Raw genomic sequence first — 20,688 nt, forward strand, 5'->3', positions numbered from 1 at the left:
GTGCCACGGCGGCCGGCCGCCTGGCTGATGACGGCGGCGTGGCGGCGGGCGCTGGATCGGCTGCGGCGCGAGGACGGCGAGCGGCGGCGGCTGCCGCTGCTGATTACCGGCGACGAGCGAGGCCCGGCCCTGCCGGAAGACGACGACGCGGTCGGCGACGAGCGGCTGCGGCTGTTCTTCGCCTGCTGTCACCCGGCGCTGGCCGCCGACGCGCGGACCGCGCTCATGTTGCGCTTCGGGGCGGGGCTGACGACGGGCGAGATCGCCCGGCTGTTTCTGGTGCCGGAGCCGACGATGGCGGCCCGGCTGACCCGGGCGAAGAAGAAGATCGCGCAGGCCGGCATCCCGCTGCGGGCGCCGGCCGCCGCGGATCTCGAGATCGGGCACGGGCTCGAGTTGCTCGGGCACGTGCGCGGATCGGGGCCTCCAGGGTGTACGGCCTCGGGGCGGTACACCTTGGAGGCCCTGATCGCGGCGGAGCACGCCGGTGCGGCCGGGCCCGCGGACACCGACTGGTGCCGGATCGCCGCGCTCTACGCGGAGCTGGAGGAGCGCACCGGCTCGCCGGTCGTGCGCCTCAACCGGGCCGTCGCGGTCGCCGAGGCGGGTGACCCGGCGGCCGGGCTGGCGCTGACCGACGGGCTCGAGGCGGCGCTGCCGGCCCACCACCTGCTGCCCGCCGTCCGCGCGGACCTGCTACGGCGCCTGGGCCGGCCGGCGCAGGCGCGGGCCGCCTACGACGCCGCGCTGCGCCTGGTGCGCACCGAACCGGAGCGCGAGCACCCGCGGCGCCGCCGCGCCTCGCTCTGACCCGACCCGCGGCCAGCCGGCCGCCGAATTCGATCATGGCGTACGTCCGGGGCGTAAGGAACGCCGCGGACCTCCGGGGCGTAAGGAACGCCGCGGACGTCCGGGCGTAAAGAACGCGTCAAGAAACGCGGCGGCGGCGTAGGGATTTCGTCAACGCACCTGGGCAGTGCTGCGGCTGCGGCCTTGACTTTTCCGTGGGCCCTGGTGGCAGGGCCGCCGAGCCGAAGGAGGCACCCCGGTGGCTGATGTGGTGTTCGTGCTGCTGACGATCGTGGCGTTCGCGGTCCTCGGCCTGGCGGTGCGGGCGGTGGAGCGGCTGTGAACGCCGAGAACCTCGCCGGTCTCGTCCTCGCGGTCGCGCTGGCCGTGTTCCTGATCGTCGCCCTACTCTTCCCGGAACGGTTCTGATGAGCCAGACGGCAGCCGGTGTGCTGTTCATCCTCTCGCTGATCGTGGCGCTGGTGCTGGTGCACCGCCCGTTCGGCGACCACATGTACCGGGCGATCACCGCGACCCGGCACCTGCGCGCGGAGAAGGTCCTCTACCGCGCGGTCGGCGTCAACCCCGACGGCGAGCAGTCATGGGGCGTGTACGCGCGCAGCGTGCTGGCGTTCTCGGCGGTGTCGATCCTGGCGTTGTACCTGTTCCAGCGGGTCCAGAACCATCTGTGGCTCAGCCTCGGGTTCGCCCCGGTGAAGCCCGACCAGGCGTGGAACACCGCGGTCAGTTTCGTGACGAACACCAACTGGCAGTCGTACTCGGGTGAGTCGACGATGGGTCACCTGGTGCAGATGGCCGGCCTGGCGGTGCAGAACTTCACCTCCGCGGCCGTGGGCGTGGCGGTGGCGGTGGCGCTGGTGCGCGGCTTCGCCCGGTCCAGGACCGACCGGCTGGGCAACTTCTGGGTCGACCTGGTGCGCGTCTGCGTGCGGATCCTGCTGCCGGTCGCGGTGCTGGGCGCGATCGTGTTCGTCGCCGGGGGCATGGTGCAGAACCTGTCCGCCGGTGCCGATGTGACGACCCTGGCGGGCGGTGCGCAGCACATCACCGGCGGACCGGTCGCCTCCCAGGAGGTGATCAAGGAGCTGGGCACGAACGGCGGCGGCTTCTACAACGTCAACAGCGCGCACCCGTTCGAGAACCCGACCGGCTGGACGAATTGGCTGCAGATCTTCCTGATCCTGCTCATCCCGTTCAGCCTGCCGCGGGTCTTCGGCCGGATGGTCGGCGACCGGCGGCAGGGCCTCGCGATCGCCGGCATCATGGCCATTCTGGCGATCGGCAGCGTGATCGCCATCAACGCGCTGCAACTGCACCACGGCGGCACGGTCCCGGCGGCGGTCGGCGCGGCGACGGAGGGCGTCGAGACCCGCTTCGGGGTGCCGCAGTCGGCGACCTTCGCGGGGGCCACGACGCTGACGTCGACCGGCGCGGTGAACTCGTTCCACGACTCGTACACGGCGCTGGGCGGCATGATGACGATGCTGAACATGATGCTCGGCGAGGTCGCGCCCGGCGGTGTGGGTTCCGGGCTGTACGGCATGCTCATCCTGGCCGTCATCACGGTGTTCGTGGCCGGGCTGATGGTGGGGCGCACGCCGGAGTACCTGGGCAAGAAGATCGGCTCGCGGGAGATCAAGTTCGCGTCGCTGTACCTGCTGACCACGCCGGCGCTGGTGCTGGCCGGCACGGCGATCGCGATGGGCTCGCCCACGGCGCGGGCGTCGATGGCCAACCCGGGCGCGCACGGGCTGTCGGAGGTGCTGTACGCGTTCACGTCGGCGTCGAACAACAACGGCTCCGCGTTCGCCGGCATCAGCGCCAACACGCGGTTCTACAACACCGCGCTGGGCCTGTGCATGCTGCTGGGCCGGTTCCTGCCCATCATCTTCGTGCTCGCCCTGGCCGGCTCGCTCGCCCGGCAGCAGCCGGTGCCGGCGTCCTCGGGGACGCTGCGGACGTACCAACCCCTGTTCATCGGCATGGTCGTGGGCGTCACGGTCATCGTCGTGCTGCTCACCTACCTGCCGGCCGTCGCGCTCGGCCCGCTCGCGGAAGGACTCGACAGCTCATGATCGCCGCGGGTCTGCTGGATCCCAAGCAGCTGTGGACGGCGGCTCCCGACGCGCTGCGCAAGCTCAACCCGGGCACGCTGTGGCGCAACCCGGTCATGTTCATCGTGGAGATCGGGTCGGTCTTCACCACCGTCCTCGCGGCCATCCAGCCCAGCGTGTTCGGGTGGGCGATCGCCGTGTGGCTGTGGCTGACGGTGCTGTTCGCCAACCTGGCCGAGGCGGTGGCCGAGGGGCGGGGCAAGGCGCAGGCCGCCACGTTGCGGCGGGCGAAGCAGGACACCATGGCGTACCTGGCCGACGGGACCACCGTCCCGGCCGGCGAGCTCAAGCCAGGCGACGTCGTGGTGGTCGAGGCCGGGCAGGTGATCCCCGGCGACGGTGACGTCATCGAGGGCATCGCCTCGGTCGACGAGTCGGCGATCACCGGCGAGTCGGCGCCGGTCATCCGCGAGTCCGGCGGCGACCGCAGCGCGGTCACGGGCGGCACCCGGGTGTTGTCCGACCGGATCGTGGTGCGGATCACGCAGAAGCCGGGGGAGTCGTTCATCGACCGGATGATCGCCCTGGTCGAGGGGGCCAACCGGCAGAAGACCCCGAACGAGATCGCGCTGAACATCCTGCTGGCGAGCCTGACGATCATCTTCCTGCTGGCCGTGGCGACGCTGCAGCCCCTGGCGATCTACTCCAAGGCGGTGCAGGCGTTCGCGCCGGACAGCGCGGCGCTCAACGCCGAGGGCGTCACCGGGATCGTGCTGGTGTCGCTGCTGGTCTGCCTCATCCCGACCACGATCGGGGCGCTGCTGTCCGCGATCGGCATCGCCGGCATGGACCGGCTCGTGCAGCGCAACGTGCTGGCGATGTCCGGCCGGGCGGTGGAGGCCGCCGGCGACGTCAACACCCTGCTGCTGGACAAGACCGGCACCATCACGCTGGGCAACCGGCAGGCCGGGAACCTGCTGCCGGTCGAGGGGGTGAGCGTCGACGAGCTGGCGGAGGCGGCGCAGCTGTCCAGCCTGGCCGATGCGACCCCGGAGGGGCGCAGCATCGTGGTGTACGCCAAGGAGCACCACGGCCTGCGCGAGCGCGAGGTCACCGGCGCGGTCTGGGTGCCCTTCACCGCGCAGACCCGCATGTCGGGCGTGAACGTCGACGGGCGGGAGGTGCGCAAGGGCGCCGCGATCGCGGTGATGAAGTGGGTCCGCGACAACGGCGGCCGCCCGACCGAGGAGGTCGGCACGATCGTGGACGCGGTGTCGTCCTCCGGCGGCACGCCGCTGGTCGTCGCCGAGCACGTGGCCGGGCAGCCGGCCCGCACCCTGGGCGTCATCCACCTCAAGGACGTCGTCAAGCAGGGCATGCGGGAGCGGTTCGACGAGATGCGCCGGATGGGTATCCGCACCGTGATGATCACCGGTGACAACCCGCTGACCGCGAAGGCCATCGCCGAGGAGGCCGGCGTCGACGACTTCCTGGCCGAGGCCACGCCCGAGGACAAGATGGCCCTGATCAAGCAGGAGCAGCAGGGCGGCAAGCTGGTCGCGATGACCGGCGACGGCACCAACGACGCACCGGCGCTGGCCCAGGCCGACGTGGGCGTGGCGATGAACACCGGCACGTCGGCGGCCAAGGAGGCCGGCAACATGGTCGACCTGGACTCCGACCCGACGAAGCTGATCGAGATCGTCGAGATCGGCAAGCAGTTGCTCATCACCCGCGGCGCGCTGACCACGTTCTCGATCGCCAACGACATCGCCAAGTACTTCGCGATCATCCCGGCGATGTTCGCCGCGATCTACCCGGGCCTGGGCGCGTTGAACGTCATGCGGCTGCACTCGCCGACCTCGGCGATCCTGTCCGCGGTGATCTTCAACGCCCTCGTCATCGTGGCGCTGATCCCGCTCGCCCTGCGCGGGGTGCGCTACCGGCCCTCCAGCGCTGCGGTGATGCTGCGCCGCAACCTGCTGGTCTACGGCATCGGCGGGATCATCGTGCCGTTCATCGGCATCAAGATCATTGACCTGATCGTCATGTCCATCCCGGGGATCTCCTGATGCGTCTGCCCACCTGGCTCGCCCAGCACCTCGCCGCACTGCGCGCCCTGGTCGTCCTGACCATCGTGCTCGGCCTGGCCTACCCCCTGCTCATGGTCGCCGTGGCCCGCATCCCGGGCCTGTCCGGCCACGCCGACGGCTCACTGCTCGCCCGCGACGGCAAGCACGTCGGCAGCGCCCTCATCGGGCAGTCGTTCACCGACGCCCAGGGCAACCCGCTCGAGCGGTACTTCCAGTCCCGGCCGTCCGCTGCCGGCAAGGGCTACGACCCGACCTCGACCTCGGCGAGCAACCTCGGCCCGGAGAACATCGTCGACCGGCCCGGCAAGCCCAGCCTGCTGACCCAGGTCTGCACCCGCAGCAAGGCCGTCGGGGAGTTCGAGCACGTCGACGGGGCCCGGCCCTACTGCACCCCGGGCGGCGCCGGCGCGGTCCTGGCCGTGTACCCCGACCACGCCGTCAGCGTCAACGAGGACTGCCCGGCCACCCCGTTCATCAACCGGTACCAGGGCCGGCCGGTCCGGTGCGCCAAGCCGGGCGAGGACTACAGCACCGGCGTCACCACCCCGGTGCGCGGCAACGCCCCGGCCACGCCGGCGGTGCCGGCCGACGCGGTCACCGCCAGCGGCAGCGGCCTCGACCCGCATGTCAGCGTCGCCTACGCCGACCTGCAGATCCCCCGGGTCGCCGCGGCCCGCGGCCTGTCCCAGACGCGGGTGCGCCGCCTCGTCCAGGAACACACCGACGGCCGTACCCTCGGCTTCGTGGGAGAACCGGCGGTCAACGTCCTGGAACTCAACCTCGCGCTGGACCGGAGCTGACGTGACGACGCGCGGGACGCTGCGGGTGTACCTGGGCGCGGCGCCCGGCGTCGGCAAGACCTACAGAATGCTGGAGGAGGGGCGGCGCCGCCTGCACCGGGGCACCGACGTGGTCGTCGGGTTCGTCGAGATCCACGACCGCCCCTTCACCCAGGCCATGCTCGACGGCCTCGAGGTCGTACCGCGCCGGGACCTGACCTACCGCGACGCCGCCTTCACCGAGCTCGACCTCGACGCACTCCTCGCCCGCCGGCCCGAGGTCGCCCTCGTCGACGAGCTCGCACACACCAACGTGCCCGGCAGCGAGCACGCCAAGCGCTGGCGGGACGTCGACGTGCTCCTCGACGCCGGCATCGACGTGCTCACCACGGTCAACATCCAGCACCTGGAATCGCTCAACGACGTCGTCGAGCGCATCACCGGCGTCCCCCAGCGCGAGACCGTCCCCGACGCCGTCGTGCGCCGTGCCGAGCAGATCGAGCTCGTCGACATGACCCCCGAAGCCCTGCGCCGGCGCATGGCCCACGGCAACGTCTACAAGCCGGAGAAGATCGACGCCGCGCTCGGCAACTACTTCCGCGTCGGCAACCTCACCGCCCTGCGCGAGCTCGCCCTGCTCTGGCTCGCCGACAAGGTCGACGAACAGCTCGAGCACTACCGCGCCGCCCACGACATCGACAGGACCTGGGAGGCCCGCGAGCGCGTCGTCGTCGCCCTCACCGGCGGCCCCGAAGGCGACACCCTCATCCGCCGCGCCGCCCGCGTCGCCGCCCGCACCAAGGGCGCCGACCTGCTCGCCGTGCACGTCGTGCGCGGCGACGGCCTGGCCGGCGCCGACCCCGCCAACCTCACCCGGCAGCGACTGCTCGTGGAGGCCCTCGGCGGCACCTACCACCAGGTCCTCGGCGCCGACGTGCCGCGGGCCCTGCTGGACTTCGCCCGCGGGGTCAACGCCACCCAGCTCGTCCTCGGCGCCAGCCGGCGCGGCCGCCTCGCCCAGATCCTCTCGCCCGGCGTCGGCGTCACCACCACCGCCGAGTCCGGCTCCATCGACGTCCACCTCGTCACCCACGAGCAGGCCCGCCGTTTCGCGTGGCGGTCGCCGCGCGCCGCCGCCCTGACCCGCGGCCGCCGCCTGGCCGGCCTCGCCCTCGCCCTGGCCGGCCTGCCCGTCCTGACCCTCGGCCTCGACGCCGCGCGCGCCGACCTGGCGCTGACCAGCGACATCCTCGCCTACCTCGTCCTCGCCGTCGCCACCGCGCTCGTCGGCGGGCTGCTGCCCGCCCTGGTCTGCGCTGTCGGCGGCTTCCTGCTGCTCAACTGGTGCTTCACCCCGCCGCTGAACCGGTTCACCATCGCCGAACGGGAGAACCTCTTCGCCCTCGTCGCCTTCGTCTTCGTCGCCGTCGCCGTGGCCACCGTCGTCGACCGTGCCGCCCGTCGCGCCCGCGACGCCGCCCGCGCCTCCGCCGAGGCGCGGACCCTGTCCACCCTCGCCGGCAGCGTCCTGCACGGCGACAAGCCGCTCGAGGCGCTGCTGGAGCGGGTCCGTGAGTCGTTCGGCCTGACCTGCGTCACGCTGCTGGATCGCGAGTCGGAGCACGACCCGTGGCGGCCGGCCGCCACGGTCGGCGGTACGCCCTGCCTGACCCCGGCCGACGGCGAGACCGAGGTGCCGGTCGAGGAGAACGTGTCGCTGGTGCTGCGCGGCCACCCGCTGCCGGCCGAGGCCCGCCGGCTCGTCGAGGCGTTCGCCGCGCACGCCGCGATCGCCCTGCGCCAGCAGCGCCTCGCCGAGCGGGCCGCCGCGGCCGGCACCCTCGCGGAGGTCGACCGGCTGCGCACCGCGCTGCTCTCCGCGGTCAGCCACGACCTGCGCACCCCGCTCGCCTCCGCCAAGGCGGCGGTCGGCAGCCTGCGCAGCCCCGACGTGCGATTCTGCGCCGAGGACGAGGCCGAGCTGCTGGCCACCGCCGAGGAGTCGCTGGACAAGCTCACCCGGCTGGTGGAGAACCTGCTGGACATGTCCCGCCTGCAGGCCGGCGCCCTCGCCCTGACGCTGCAGCCGGTCGACCTGGCCGACTTGCTGCCCCGCGCCGCCGACGACCTCGACGCGGCGGTCGTCGTCAGCGTGCCCGAGGAACTGCCCGAGGTGATCGCCGACCCGGCCCTGCTGGAGCGGATCCTGGTCAACCTGCTCGGCAACGCGCTGCGATACAGCCCGCCGGGCCGCCCGCCGTCGATCGGAGCGAGCGAGCACGCCGGCCTGGTCGACATCCGCGTCGTCGATCACGGCCCCGGCATCCCGGCCGAGGACCACGACCGGGTCTTCCAGCCCTTCCAGCGCCTCGGCGACCGCGACAACGCCACCGGCGTGGGCCTCGGCCTGGCGCTGTCCCGGGGCCTGGCCGAGGCGATGGGCGGCACCCTCGTGCCGGAGCCCACCCCGGGCGGCGGCCTCACGATGACGCTGACGCTGTACCGGGCCGGGTGAGCGGCGGACCGAACATTGCGGCGGAAACAGGTCCGGAGCAGGCAAAACGCGACTCGGTGGGTTCCCGCGACGCGTGGCGGGATGTGAGAATCTCGCGCATGCCCCTTGATCGTCAGCTGGGCCGGCGCGGTGTGCTCGGCGCCGGGTTCGCCGCGTCCATCGCCACGCTCGCCGGCTGCGGCGACGACCGCGGGAGCGCCGCGGCGGCCGGTGGAACGCCGGGCTCTCCGGCACCGGCGCAGAGCGAGTCCGCGGCGGTCGCCGCCGCCGGCGAGGGGGGCGAGGGGAGGGCCGGGCTCGGGCCGTCCGGGTCGGCGAGCGCCAGCGCGCCGGCGGCCGGGCAGCAGGTGCTCGCGGCGCCGTACAGCGGCAAGCTCGTGGAGATCCTGAAGCAGAACCTCGTGCCGACGGCCGCCAACCCGAAGCACCCGGGCTACGCCGGCGCCGTGGTGCTGACGGACGTCGACGGCAAGGTGACCACGCACGCCTCGGTGGGCCATGCGCTGCGCTACGGTGCGGGGCCGGTCGAACTGGCGGAGCAGTCGCGGGTGCTCATGCGGCCCGATTCGATCTTCGATGTCGCGTCGGTGACCAAGGTGTACACCACGATCCTGGCGATGCGGCAGGTCGACCGGGGGAAGCTGGACCTCGGCGCGCCGGTGGCGCAATACCTGCCGGCGTTCGACGGGCCGGGCAAGCCCGCGGTCACGGTCGGGATGCTGCTCACGCACACCAGCGGCCTGCCGGTCGGGCCGTCGATCCCGGAGACGTCGAAGAAGCCCGACGTCGCGGCACGGTGGGAGTACATTCTGTCGACGCCGCTGGCGGACGGGGTGGCGCCGGGCAGCCTCTTCCGGTACACGAGCCTGGGCCTGCTGCTCACCCAGCAGATCCTGGAGAAGCTCACCGGCAAACCGCTCGACCAGCAGCTCAAGTCCGATATCACCGGGCCGCTGGGGCTGCGTGACACCGGGTTCAAGCCGCTCGGGTGGCTCAGCGCGGCGGACAAGGCCAACCGGCTCGTGGCCACCGACGCCCGATCGTCCCGCGGGCTGCTGCGCGGCGTCGTGCACGACGACATCTGCAACGTGCTGGGCGGCGTGGCGGGCTCGGCCGGGATCTTCACCACCGCGGCGGACCTGGCCGTGATCGGCCGGATGCTGCTCGGCGGCGGGCAGGTCGACGGCAAGCGGATCCTCTCCGAGGCGACCGTCCGGCGGATGCTCACCAACTACAACGCCGGGCTGCCCGCCACCGACGTCGACCGGCCGAACCGCACCGCCACCCACGGTCTGGGTCTGGAGCTCGACCAGCCGTGGTTCATGGGCCGGCTCGCGTCGCCGCTCACGTTCGGTCACACCGGATTCTCCGGCTGCGAGCTGGTCGTGGAGCCGCGCCGCCGGCTCGTGCTCGTGCTGCTGACCAACCGCGCCCACCCGAACTGGAGCTGGGCCAACCCCGATCCGACGCGGGTGGCGATCGCGAACGTCCTCGCCGACGCCATCGCCTGACCCGCAGCTCGGTCGGACGCGGCCGGCATTGCCGCTCGCCAATTGCGGAAAATGATCTTCCCTACTTCGTCGGGGCTGCCGATATTCGCGACATTCGGCGAGTTTGATCATTGTCCGGCGGGTGCGAAAAATGGCGGTGGGGCCGCCGAATCGGCGTCTTGTCACCCCTGTCCGGTCTGGACCGTATCACGGCTCGGGGTGGTGCCGCGGCCGCCCGGCAGCCTTCGCGGGTGCGGTTACCGGGACCGTGCCAGGTCGGCCACGGTGCTGCTCATGGTGCTGCTCACAGCGCCTTCGGCCGCGTTGGGCCGACACCTTACCAAAGTTGAAGCGCTTCGGTCGGCCGTCCGAGCCAATGTCTCCGCATCTGCCAAGACTGAGGATCTGGGGCCCCCCGGCGGCGGGTGAGTGGTATGCCAGCGCCGGGCCCGCGCGTTAAGCGCTTCGTTAGCGCAGGTCAACGGCGTCTTAACGGCGTGCGACGCGCCGCAAGATCATCGGTTTTACCAGGCGGAGCAATCTCATTATTTCCCTGTTCACTAGATTCGCGTTTCGCCGATACACGCCGGTGACGGAGCATCAATGCGTTCCCGGGTTGCGCGCCATACAACAATGGCGCGCCAGGACGGCGGAGGTGTGAGCTGATTAGTGCGGTACCAATTCCATCGGACTCGAGGTGGCAGGGTAATCTGGCGTCTGGTTGGCCCCAACAACCGGATACTCGGCGTTTCGCCGGACAGTTTTCCAGGTGTGGAGGACGCCGCCGCAGCAGCTCACAACGTCCGAAGCCGGGTAGGTTCCGGTTCGGTCGCGGTAGTTCGCGATGTGTCTCGCCGTTGGCGCTGGTCGATCAGTGACGCCGAGCTCGGTGTCCTGGCGGTAGCCGCACACGGCTACGAGCTGCGGACCGCCTGCGAGGCGGCGATCGAGCGCTTCGTCGAGAGCGCCGTGGCGGCCGTCATCGACCAGACGGTCGGCCGCCGGGGCCGATTCTGGCGCCCGGACGCGGACTGAGCCCGGAGCGTGTCGCCGCGCTCCGGCGACGCCGCATGCCCTTCGCACCTTGCTCCTGTCCTCACCGTGACCTTGTCCTCACCGTGACCCCGGCCGTGCCGTGACCTCGTCACGCGCCGCGCCGTGAACTTCGCAGCCGTGCCATGACCTTCGAGCCGTGCCATGAACTTCGAGCCAGGTAGGAGGGCCGATGACGCAGGTGTCGACCGAGCAACGTCCGCGCGTGGTGAAGGCCTCGCCCGGGCTCGCCGACCGGATCTTCCACGGCGGGTCCAGGCTCACCGGCCTGTTCGTCTTCGCCGTCATGGGAGCCATCGGCCTGTTTCTGGCGTTGCGGGCGGTCGAGGCGTTGCGGGCGGTCGGGTTCCGGTTCCTCACGACCGCGCAGTGGCAGCCGGATGTGCACCGGTTCGGCATCGCCGCGGTGCTCACCGGGACCGTCCTGATCGCCGCGGTCGCGGTGGTCGTGTCGGTACCGCTGGCGACGGGCACGGCCCTGTTCATCTCCGAGGTGGCGCCGGCCTGGCTGAAGCAGTGGCTGGTCAGCCTGGTCGACCTGATGGCCGCCGTGCCGAGCGTGGTGTACGGCCTGTGGGGCCTGGTCTTCCTGGAAGGCCACGTCATCGGGGTGGCGCGCTGGCTGGCCACCTGGTTCGGCTGGATCCCGCTGTTCCGCGTCGACGGCGCCGACCCGGCCGATCCGCTGGCCAGCGCGAGCGTGTACACGGCGAGCACGTTCGTCGCCGGGCTCACGGTCTCGATGATGGTGGCCCCGATCCAGTGCTCGGTGATGCGGGAGGCGTTCAGTCAGGCGCCGCCCGGCGAGCGGGAAGGCGCCTACGCGCTCGGCGCCACCCGCTGGGGCATGATCAGCTCGGTCGTCCTGCCGTTCGGGCGTGGCGGGATGATCGGCGGCACGATGCTCGGCCTGGGGCGGGCCCTCGGCGAGACCATCGCCGTCTACATGGTCATCTCCCAGGTCTTCGACATCCAGCCGCACATCCTGCAGGTCGGCACGAACTCGGTCTCCAGCCTCATCGCGCTGCGCTACGGAGACGCGTCCGGCTTCGGCCTGTCCGCGCTCATGGCCGCCGGCCTGGCGCTGTTCGCCATCACCCTGCTGGTGAACTTCACCGCCTCGACGATCGCGGCCCGGTCCCGCTCCGGCGCGCAGAGCGAGGTGTGACGTGACGATCGAGGAGACGGCGCTGGACCGGGCGCGGATCGGCGAGGGGACCGCGGGCCCGCACGTCGGCGAGGTGGTCGCCCGGGCGGCGCAGGGCCGGCAGGACGGCGAGGGCACCGTCCTGCCGCGCGACCTCGGGCCCGTACCGCCCCGGCGCAACCTCCGCGCGATCCATCGCGACGAGCTGTTCAACGTGCTGGGGGCCGCGTCCACCGGCGTGTGCGTCGCGATCCTGCTCTTCGCCTGGCTCGCGCCGTTCAGCGGGTTCCTCGGGTTCCTCGTCGTGGCGTACGGTGCCTTCCTCGCGGCGTACGCCCTGCTGACCGCGCTGTCCGCCGACGGCCCGACGGTGCGCGACCGGATCTGGACGACCGTCCTCGCCAGCGCGGCCGCCGTGCTGTTCCTCGCGCTCACCCAGGTCGTCTGGTTCACGCTGTGGCGGGGCGTGCCGGCGATGTGGCACCTGAACTTCTTCACCCAGGACCTCTCCGATGCCGGCCCGCTCGACCCCCTGACCCAGGGCGGCGTGCTGCACGCGATCGTCGGGACGCTCGAGATGATCGCCATCGCGCTGCTCATCACGATCCCGCTCGGCCTGGCGTGCGCGGTCTACCTGACCCAGGTCGGCGGGCGCGGCTCGGTGCTGGTGCGCACGGTCGTGGAGGCGATGACCGCCCTTCCGTCGATCGTCGCCGGGCTGTTCATCTACGCGACCCTGATCCTGATCCTCGGGTTCGGGCTGTCCGGGTTCGCCGCCGCGGTCGCGCTGAGCGTCATGATGCTGCCGATCATCATCCGCTCGGCGGACGTGGTGCTGCGGCTGGTGCCGGGCAGCCTGCGGGAGGCATCGGAGGCGCTGGGCGCGCCGCGGTGGCGCACCGTCTGGTACGTCGTGCTCCCCACCGTCCGGTCCGGCCTGGTCACGAGCGTCATCCTCGGCACCGCGCGGGGCATCGGCGAGACGAGCCCGGTGCTGCTGACCGCCGGCTACACCACGTACCTCAACGCCAACCCGGTCGGCGGGTCCCAGGTCTCCCTGCCGCTGCTGACGTTCATGCTCGTGCGCTCCGGCCAGCCCTCGTACATCCAGCGCGGTTTCGGCGCCGCCGCGTTGCTCATGGCCATCGTCGTCGCGCTGTTCGTGCTGGCACGCGTCTTCGCCGGCCGCGCACCGGGTCGTGTCACCGCCCGCCGGGCCCGCAAGATCGCCCGGCGCTCCGCCCGCGACCAGCAACGGATGCGGCGCAGTCGATACGAGCTTCCGGGCACGGCCGAGGGGGAACTCCCCGGCCGCGATCCGGGTTCGTTCCACCTTGGAGAATCCCCATGAAACTCTTGCCCTGGCAGCGGGTCGTGCTCGCCCTGAGCGGTGTCCTGCTCGGACTCGCGAACCCCGCGCCGGCGCTGGCCGAGACGTACGTGCCGATCAACGGTGCCGGGTCCAGCTGGGCGGCGAACGCCGTCAACCAGTGGATCAGCGCCGTGCACCAGAGCGGCATGCGGGTCGACTACAGCGCCAACGGCTCCTCCGACGGGCGGCAGCGCTTCCTGCAGCACACGGTCGACTACGCCGCGTCCGACATCCCGTTCCAGCAGCACCCGACCGACGGCGGGTCGCCGGAGAACCCGGCGCCGGGCACGTACGCGTACATGCCGATCGTGGCCGGCGGCACCAGCTTCATGTACAACCTCAGGATCGGCGGCCGGCAGGTGACCAACCTCCGACTGTCCGGCGAGGTCGTCGCCAAGATCTTCACCGGCGGCATCACCCGGTGGGACGACCAGGCGATCAAGAACGACAACCCGGGTCTGACCATGCCGGCGTCGAAGATCGTGCCGGTCATCCGCTCCGACGGCTCGGGCAGCAGCGCGCAGTTCAGCCTGTGGATGCAGGCCCAGCAAAGCGGGATCTGGAGCGAGTTCTGCCGGCAGCGCGGCTGCGGCAACGGCGCCGCGTCGTACTGGCCGAACTTCCCCGGCGCCGTCTCCAAGGCCGGTGACCTCGGCGTGGCCAGTTACGTCGCGCAGGGCTACTCCGAGGGCGCCATCGGGTACGTGCAGTACTCCTACGCCATCAACGCCGGCTTCCCGGTCGTGAAGCTGCTCAACGCGGCGGGCTACTACGTCGAGCCGACCCCGCTCAACGTGGCCGTCGCCCTGCTGAAGGCGAAGATCAGCGAGAACCCCGATCCGGCGGTGTACCTCACGCAGGACCTCACCGACGTGTACAAGTACGAGGACCCGCGGGTGTATCCGATGTCGTCGTACTCGTACTTCATCCTGCCCACGACGGTCACCGGCAACTTCTCCGAGGCGAAGGGCAAGACCCTCGCCGCCTTCAGCTCGTACTTCGAGTGCGAGGGTCAGCAGCAGGCGCCCGACCTCGGCTACTCGCCACTGCCGAGGAACCTGGTCGAGGCGAGCTTCAAGCAGATCGCCAAGATCCCCGGGGCGCAGCCGCCGAGCAAGCCGCTCGAGTCGTGCAACAACCCGACGTTCACACCCGACGGGCACAACCGGCTCGCCGACGTCGCGCCGCAGCCGCAGGCGTGCGACAAGCGCGGCCCGGGGCAGTGCACCACCGGCACCGGCGGAAAGAAGAACCAGCCGACTCCGGTGAACGCGGGGGCTCAGTCGGCCAACCAGGCGGCGGGCGGCGGCCAGGGCGGCGGCCAGAGCGGTCAGAACGGCCAGAATGGTGGCCCGGGCGCCACCGGGTCGGCGGGCACGGGCGGTCCCAGCGCGGCGCCGTCGCTGAGCTACGACCCCGCCACCGACCAGTACGTGGGCGCCGGCGGCGGCAGCGGCGGCGGCGGCGACCCGGGCGTGGGCGCGGTGCCGATAGCCATGCCGACCGGCGAGGGCTGGACCGCGGCCCAGACGTTGATGCTCATCGCCGGCCTCGCCACGCTCGCGCTGGTGCTCGGCCCCGGCCTGGTCTCCTGGATGCTGCGGAGGCGGCAATGAACACCGTCATGTCGTGGCGCCGCCGGGCGGTCGTCGGGCTCGTCATCGGGCTCGTCGTGGCGAGCATCGCCGAACTCGGCCACATCGCGGCCGCGTCGGCCGACGAGGATCCGAGCATCGGCAGAATCGAGTACACGGGCACACCGGTCACCGACTCGGCGGCGACGCTGAGCGGCGACAGCGCGTTCGCGAACCTTCGGGTGACCGTGTCGCAGACCAAGAACCTGACCAGCCAGGCCGTGACCGTCACCTGGACCGGCCTGGGGAAGTTCTGCTGCGACGCGACGCATTACACCGCAAACTACCTGCAGATCATGCAGTGCTGGGGCGACGACCCGGCGGCGCCCGCCGACCGGCCGGCTCCGGCCAGGGAGACCTGCCAGTTCGGCGCGTACACCGGCGCGGACCCGGGCCAGGTCGGCAACCCACCTGACATCTATGCCCGCAGCCGCTCCGTGCTGCGCACCGACGCCGACGAGCGTGCCGCGGCCGGCCCCGACGGCAAACCGCTGAACTACTACCTCAACGCGGGCGGCGCGGGCGGCACCGTCCCGTTCCATCCCGCCACCGGAGCCGCGCCGGTCATCCCGGGATTCGGGCTGCCGATCGAGATGGCCGGGGGCAAGGTGTTCGGCGCCGCCGACACCAACGAACAGCCGTACGTGCTGAGCCGCCCCGACGGCACCGGTGAGGCGCCGTTCGAGATCCAGACGACGCTCGAGTCGCCGTCGCTGGGCTGCGGCGCGATCGTCGGGAATCCGAGCCACCCGACCGGACGCCCGTGCTGGCTGGTGGTCGTGCCCCGCGGCACCACCGACGACGGATACCGCACCGGCGCGTTCGTCGGCGAAGGTGGCCTGGCCCACGTCGTGTCCTCGCCGCTTACCATGAGCACGTGGAAGCATCGGCTCGCGTTCCGGCTGGAGTTCAAGCCGGTCGGCGAGCAGTGTCCGCTGGGCACCGCGCAACGGCGGATCGTCGGCAGTGAGATCGTCAAGCCGGCGTTCCTGAGCTGGTCTCCGGCGCTGTGCGCCAGCAGCAATGTGCCGTACAACCTGACCACGCTGTCGGAGACCGCCGCACGCAACACGATCGTCGGCTCGAATCCCGGAGCCACCCGCGCGGCGCTGATCAGCCGGCCGCTGGAGCGCGACGCCGCCCACCCGGTCTCATACGCGCCGATCGCGCTGTCCGGCGTGGCCATCGGCTTCAACATCGAGCGCCGATCGGGCGCCCCCGACACGCCGCAGGCCGAGATGGACATCGCGGGCAGCCGTCTGCCACGGCTGAACCTGACGCCGCGTGTCGTCGCCAAGCTGCTCACCGAGTCGTATGCCAAAGCCGTCCCACCGCCCAGCCGGACCAAACTGGTCCCCGACTACCTCGCGCACAATCCGGCGCGCCTGTTCGACGACCCTGAGGTCCTCCAGTTCAACCCCGAGGTCAAGTGGCTGGCCGCACCGGCGACCGCCGCCGCGAGCGCCGCGCCACTGACGGTACTGGAGAACTCGGACGCCACCTGGGCGCTCTGGCAGTGGATCAACGCGGACCCGGACGCGCGGAAGTTCCTTGACGGAACCCCCGATCCATGGGGCATGACGGTCAACCCGGCGTACAAGAACGTCACGCTGCCGATCGAGAACTTCCCGAAGTCGGATCCGACCTGCACCGAGCTGACCGACGAGGAACGGGCCAAGGGCGCGACCAGCCCGCGCTGCGTCATCGACGTCTCGCCCTTCGCCGAGAACCTCAGCGACGCGGCGCGGCGCACCCGCGCGGGCAACCCCGGTGGCGCCAGCGGGGAGTGGCTGGCCGCGGACGACCCGAGCAACGCCACCGGAGTCGGGCAGTGGAAGAAGGACGGCCCCCAGTTCATCGGCAGCCGGTTCGTCGTGAGCATCACGTCCACGGCCGAAGCCGCCAAGTACGGGCTGCAGACCGCGCGGCTGCGCAACGCGGCCGGCAAGTTCGTCGCGCCGGACGAGGCCGGTCTGCAGGCCGGCGCCAACGTGATGATCGAGGACCGGGACGAGCACCGGGTCAAGGTGGCCAACCCGGCCTCGACGGCGCCCGATGCGTACCCGCTGCCGATGCTGACCTATGCCGCCGTCAGCGTTGCCGACATCGACGACGCCGCCGACGCCAAGGCCCGCACCGAGCTGGCCGCGTTCGTCGACTACGCCGCCAACGCGGGCCAGACGCGGGGCTTGGCGGACGGGCAGCTCCCGCCCGGCTACAGCCCGCTGCCCTTCGCGCTGCGGCTGCAGGCCAAGGGCGCCGTCCAGGAGATCAGGTCCGGGAAGGTCACGGGCTACGACCAGACCACGCAGCCGGCCCAGGACAGCGGCACCCAGACCGGCGGCACCGGCGCCGGCACCACCCGACCGGCGTCCGCGGCTGCCGGCGGTCTCCCCGCCAGCGGGTCGGTCCCGTCTGCGGCGCCGAGCCGGTCCACCCGCGGACCCGAACCGGTCGCCGTCGTGCAGTCCGGGCGGACCCCCGACGACCCGAGCACGCTGCCCCCATGGGTGCTGCTCGTCGGCCTCGGCGCCGGGGTGGTGTCCGCGTTCGCCGCACCACTCGTCCGTCCCAGGCGCAGGTCGATCGATCCGTAGCCGCCGGGACCACACCTCAGCGCCGCGCACGAGGCGGCCACCACAGGCTCCGCCTGGCATCACCGGGCGGTGGGAAGACCGGTCTGCCCCTCAGAGAGGGAGGGGCAGACCGGGAAACCCGGAGTCTACCGGAACGTCCGGTGGACGGTTCCCGAGGAGGAACAGCAGTGTTCAAACTCCCGAAGGCGATCGCGGCGCTCGCCGTGGTCCCGATGGCGGCCTCGCTGGTCGCCGTCGGCCTCATCGCCGGCCCGGCGGCGGCCGACCCGCCGCCGCCCACCGGCGCGTCGTACTGCGGCGTCGGTTCGGACACGACCCAGGACGTCATCCAGAAGCTGGCCGGCACCCTCACGTCGAGCACCGGCAAGAAGTTCGAGTCGTGGAACGCGACCGGTTCGAGCTCCATCATCACCAACTGCCCGCCGCCGTCGGGCACCGGCGTCGCGATCCCGCGGCCCGACGGTTCGAGTCAGGGCATCGCCGCCCTGCTGCTCGCGGCGCGCCCGAACTCCTCCGGCACGCCCTCCCCGGCCGGCACCCAGGCGTGCCCGAACACGCCGGCCCAGGTCGCCGGCTACTGCGCCAGGGGCGGTCTGACCGCCGGCAACCAGGTCACGTTCGCGCGGTCCTCGCGTGGCCCGGCGCTCGCGGGCAACGCGCTGACCTTCGTCCCGTTCGGCACCGACGCCGTGGACTACGCGGTGAAGGCGGGCGGTGGGCTCGACCAGTCCTTCGCGGCCGGTGGCGCCTTCGCGGGCGGCCTGAGCGTCGCGCAGCTGCAGAACATCTACAAGTGCGACCCGGCGTTCCGTACGGTGACCGCCGGCGGCGTCGCGTACACGATCCAGCCGTACGTGCCGCAGGCGGGTTCGGGCACCCGGTCCTTCTTCCTCGGTCTTGTCGGCATCACCGAGGCCGACGTGAACAAGGTCGGCGGCTGCGTGCGGGACACCAAGGTCAACACCGGCGCCTCGATCCAGGAGCATGACGGCAACGTGCTCACGGATCCGACCGTCGGCGCCACCCGCTACACCGAGATCGCCCCGATCTCGATCGCGCAGAACATCGCGCAGACCAACAACGCCGTCACCGGTGTCGTCGACCGGCGGGGCAACTCGAAGCTGGGCATCCTGGCCGGCGCGGCGCCGACCAGCGGCTCGGGTGGCACCCTGGCCATCAGCAGCACGTTCGTGTCGACCAACCCGGCGTTCACCCGCCCGGTCTACAACGTGTTCCCGACCTGGAAGGTGACCGGCCTGTTCGCCGACACGGACCTGGTGAACCTGTTCGTCAGCGGCAGCTCGAAGGTGTGCGCCTCGACCTTCACGATCGGCCAGTACGGCTTCCTCACCAGCCCCTCCACCTGCGGCAGCACCACCACCAGGGGCGACGCCTGATCGTCGGCCCGTAGCTCTCACCGGTAAGACCCGGGTGGTCGCGCAGCACGCGGCCACCCGGCCCGCCGCGCCTCGCGCCGCGCCCGGTCGCGGGGGCCGCGTGCCCGCGCAAGAGGATCAGCGGCCCGAACCGGTAGCTGCCATGCACGTGGATGGCTCGAAACGAAGGAGACAGTATCGTGAATCGTTCCCATCGCCTGGCCGTGGTGTTGGCGGGTGCGGTGGTCCTTGCCGGCGTCACCGAAGCCCCGGCGATGGCGGCCACCAACCTGGGCGAGTTGACGATCACGCCGGCGTCCGGCCAGCTCCAGTTCGGCGACGGCAACCCGGCCGACCCGCTCAGGATCACGCCGGGAGCGGCCGACTGCCCTCAGGGCACCGAGGCGTACTCGGAGCTGCTGACCGTGCCGGGGGCCGAGACCGATATCTTCGGCGGGGCGCTGCTGATCCCCGGCGGCACCATCAACCGCGACCCGGGCAACGCCATCCTGACGGTGCCGCCGCACGACGGCACCTTCCAGAACGGCTCGGTGCAGTCGATCATCGGCGAGATCCTGCCGTTCGAGACGACCGACGCGCAGCTCTCGCCGGCCGACGCGGCGAAGGCCCCCGGCACGAAAATCGCCGAGGGCCAGTTCAGCGTGGTCGGGGTGTGCATCGACAAAACCTACGCGGTCATCGGTCAGTCGGCGATCAAGACGGTGACGTTCTCGGCGGCGACCCGCGCGCCGCAGCCGTCGGACTGGCCGCCCGGGCAGTTCTACGACAATCTGCAGTGGAGCTGGTCGTTCGGTACGCCGGCCGGACCGGCGAACACGACCGTGACGCTCTCGGCGGCGCCGGCCACGTCCGCGCCGGCGGGCACGACGGTGAACCTCACGGCCACCGTCTCCCCGTCGGGTGCCGGCGGCAAGGTGGCGTTCTTCGACGGCACGACCTCGCTCGGCGAGAAGCCGGTCACCGCCGGCGCGGCCGCACTGAGCACGGACGGCCTGCCGGTCGGCAGCCACTCGCTGAAGGCGGTCTTCACACCGGACGACACCACCGCCTACAGCGGGTCGACCGGCAACCTCACCTACGAGATCACCGAGCGGGGTGGTGGCGGCGGGCAGTCCGGCACCGTCACCCTGCAGACCACCGTGCCGACCGGCGGCACGGAGGCGCTCACGCTCACCGTCGACCAGACGGCGGCCGTCTCGTTGCCCCCGGCCGTGCGTGACGGGGACAACTACGTCACCGGGAGCAACGCCGTCAGCCTCGTAACGGTCACCGACACCCGTTCCAGCAGCAAGCCCGGCTGGAACGTGAACGGCAAGGTCTCCGCGACCTTCGTCGGCACCAACGCCGGCAACACGTTCTCCGGCACCGCGCTGGGCTGGAAGCCGCTGGTCGTCGATCAGTCGACCGGCCAGAGCGTCACGGCCGGTGCGACCGTCGCGCCGGGCACCCAGCCCGGCCTGACCGCGAGCACCACGCTCGCCAACGCCCCGCAGGGCAGCGGCATCGGTGCGGCGAAGCTCGGCGCCGACCTCAACCTGCAGTTCCCGGCGACCACGCCGGCCGACACCTACCACGCCACGGTCACGATCACCGCGATCTGACGCATGGTGCACCACCCGGGAGGGGGGGGGGCGGGGGCCGGCCCCCCCCCGGCCCCCCCCCCCCCCCCCCGGGCGGGAGCACGGGGGATGGGCAAAAAAGGCCCCCCCGGGGCCCCCCCCGGGGCGGCCCCCGTGAGCCCCGCGGC

General features: G+C 71.9%; 14 protein-coding genes. All 14 read left to right on the forward strand.

From position 1 onward, the window contains the following. The coding region (locus ABT297_RS39540; protein WP_350558037.1) for a sigma factor-like helix-turn-helix DNA-binding protein at positions 1 to 810 on the forward strand (810 nt) is incomplete at its 5' end. 318 nt (positions 811 to 1,128) lie between these two features. Then, a complete protein-coding gene (gene kdpF, locus ABT297_RS39545; RefSeq protein ID WP_350558040.1) occupies positions 1,129 to 1,218 on the forward strand; it encodes a K(+)-transporting ATPase subunit F in 90 nt (29 codons plus the stop codon). Then, positions 1,218 to 2,885 carry a potassium-transporting ATPase subunit KdpA gene (gene kdpA, locus ABT297_RS39550; RefSeq protein WP_350558043.1) on the forward strand — a complete coding sequence of 556 codons (1,668 nt, stop codon included), beginning with the start codon at positions 1,218 to 1,220 and terminating at the stop codon, positions 2,883 to 2,885. Before kdpF ends, kdpA begins: the two co-directional genes overlap by 1 nt. After that, positions 2,882 to 4,936 (forward strand): potassium-transporting ATPase subunit KdpB, encoded by a 2,055-nt coding sequence (gene kdpB, locus ABT297_RS39555; RefSeq protein ID WP_350558046.1) that lies wholly within the window; start codon positions 2,882 to 2,884, stop codon positions 4,934 to 4,936. The genes kdpA and kdpB overlap by 4 nt, the downstream gene beginning before the upstream one ends. After that, positions 4,936 to 5,757, forward strand: coding sequence for a potassium-transporting ATPase subunit C (locus ABT297_RS39560; RefSeq protein ID WP_350558049.1), 822 nt, complete (start codon positions 4,936 to 4,938; stop codon positions 5,755 to 5,757). The genes kdpB and ABT297_RS39560 overlap by 1 nt, the downstream gene beginning before the upstream one ends. A 1-nt stretch (position 5,758) precedes the next feature. Continuing rightward, positions 5,759 to 8,251, forward strand: a complete 2,493-nt coding sequence (locus ABT297_RS39565; RefSeq protein ID WP_350558052.1) for a sensor histidine kinase — start codon at positions 5,759 to 5,761, stop codon at positions 8,249 to 8,251. 98 nt (positions 8,252 to 8,349) lie between these two features. Continuing rightward, positions 8,350 to 9,762 (forward strand): serine hydrolase domain-containing protein, encoded by a 1,413-nt coding sequence (locus tag ABT297_RS39570; RefSeq protein WP_350558055.1) that lies wholly within the window; start codon positions 8,350 to 8,352, stop codon positions 9,760 to 9,762. Between the two features lie 825 nt (positions 9,763 to 10,587). Beyond that, positions 10,588 to 10,776 (forward strand): hypothetical protein, encoded by a 189-nt coding sequence (locus ABT297_RS39575; protein ID WP_350558058.1) that lies wholly within the window; start codon positions 10,588 to 10,590, stop codon positions 10,774 to 10,776. 190 nt (positions 10,777 to 10,966) lie between these two features. Beyond that, entirely contained in the window at positions 10,967 to 11,962 is a 996-nt protein-coding gene (gene pstC, locus ABT297_RS39580) for a phosphate ABC transporter permease subunit PstC (RefSeq protein WP_350558061.1), read from the forward strand. Position 11,963: 1 nt separating this feature from the next. After that, positions 11,964 to 13,292 (forward strand): phosphate ABC transporter permease PstA, encoded by a 1,329-nt coding sequence (pstA, locus tag ABT297_RS39585; RefSeq protein WP_350558064.1) that lies wholly within the window; start codon positions 11,964 to 11,966, stop codon positions 13,290 to 13,292. Next, on the forward strand, positions 13,289 to 14,929 hold the full coding sequence (locus tag ABT297_RS39590; RefSeq protein WP_350558067.1) for a phosphate ABC transporter substrate-binding protein PstS: 1,641 nt from the start codon (positions 13,289 to 13,291) through the stop codon (positions 14,927 to 14,929). The genes pstA and ABT297_RS39590 overlap by 4 nt, the downstream gene beginning before the upstream one ends. After that, complete coding sequence (locus ABT297_RS39595; protein WP_350558070.1) at positions 14,926 to 17,544, forward strand: hypothetical protein; 2,619 nt, start codon at positions 14,926 to 14,928, stop codon at positions 17,542 to 17,544. The genes ABT297_RS39590 and ABT297_RS39595 overlap by 4 nt, the downstream gene beginning before the upstream one ends. A 167-nt stretch (positions 17,545 to 17,711) precedes the next feature. Further along, positions 17,712 to 18,941, forward strand: coding sequence for a hypothetical protein (locus tag ABT297_RS39600; RefSeq protein ID WP_350558073.1), 1,230 nt, complete (start codon positions 17,712 to 17,714; stop codon positions 18,939 to 18,941). Between the two features lie 179 nt (positions 18,942 to 19,120). Beyond that, complete coding sequence (locus ABT297_RS39605) at positions 19,121 to 20,542, forward strand: Ig-like domain repeat protein (protein ID WP_350558076.1); 1,422 nt, start codon at positions 19,121 to 19,123, stop codon at positions 20,540 to 20,542. The last annotated feature ends 146 nt before the right edge of the window (positions 20,543 to 20,688 follow it).

It is taken from the genome of Dactylosporangium sp. NPDC000555 (assembly GCF_040300025.1).
Taxonomy (GTDB): domain Bacteria; phylum Actinomycetota; class Actinomycetes; order Mycobacteriales; family Micromonosporaceae; genus Dactylosporangium.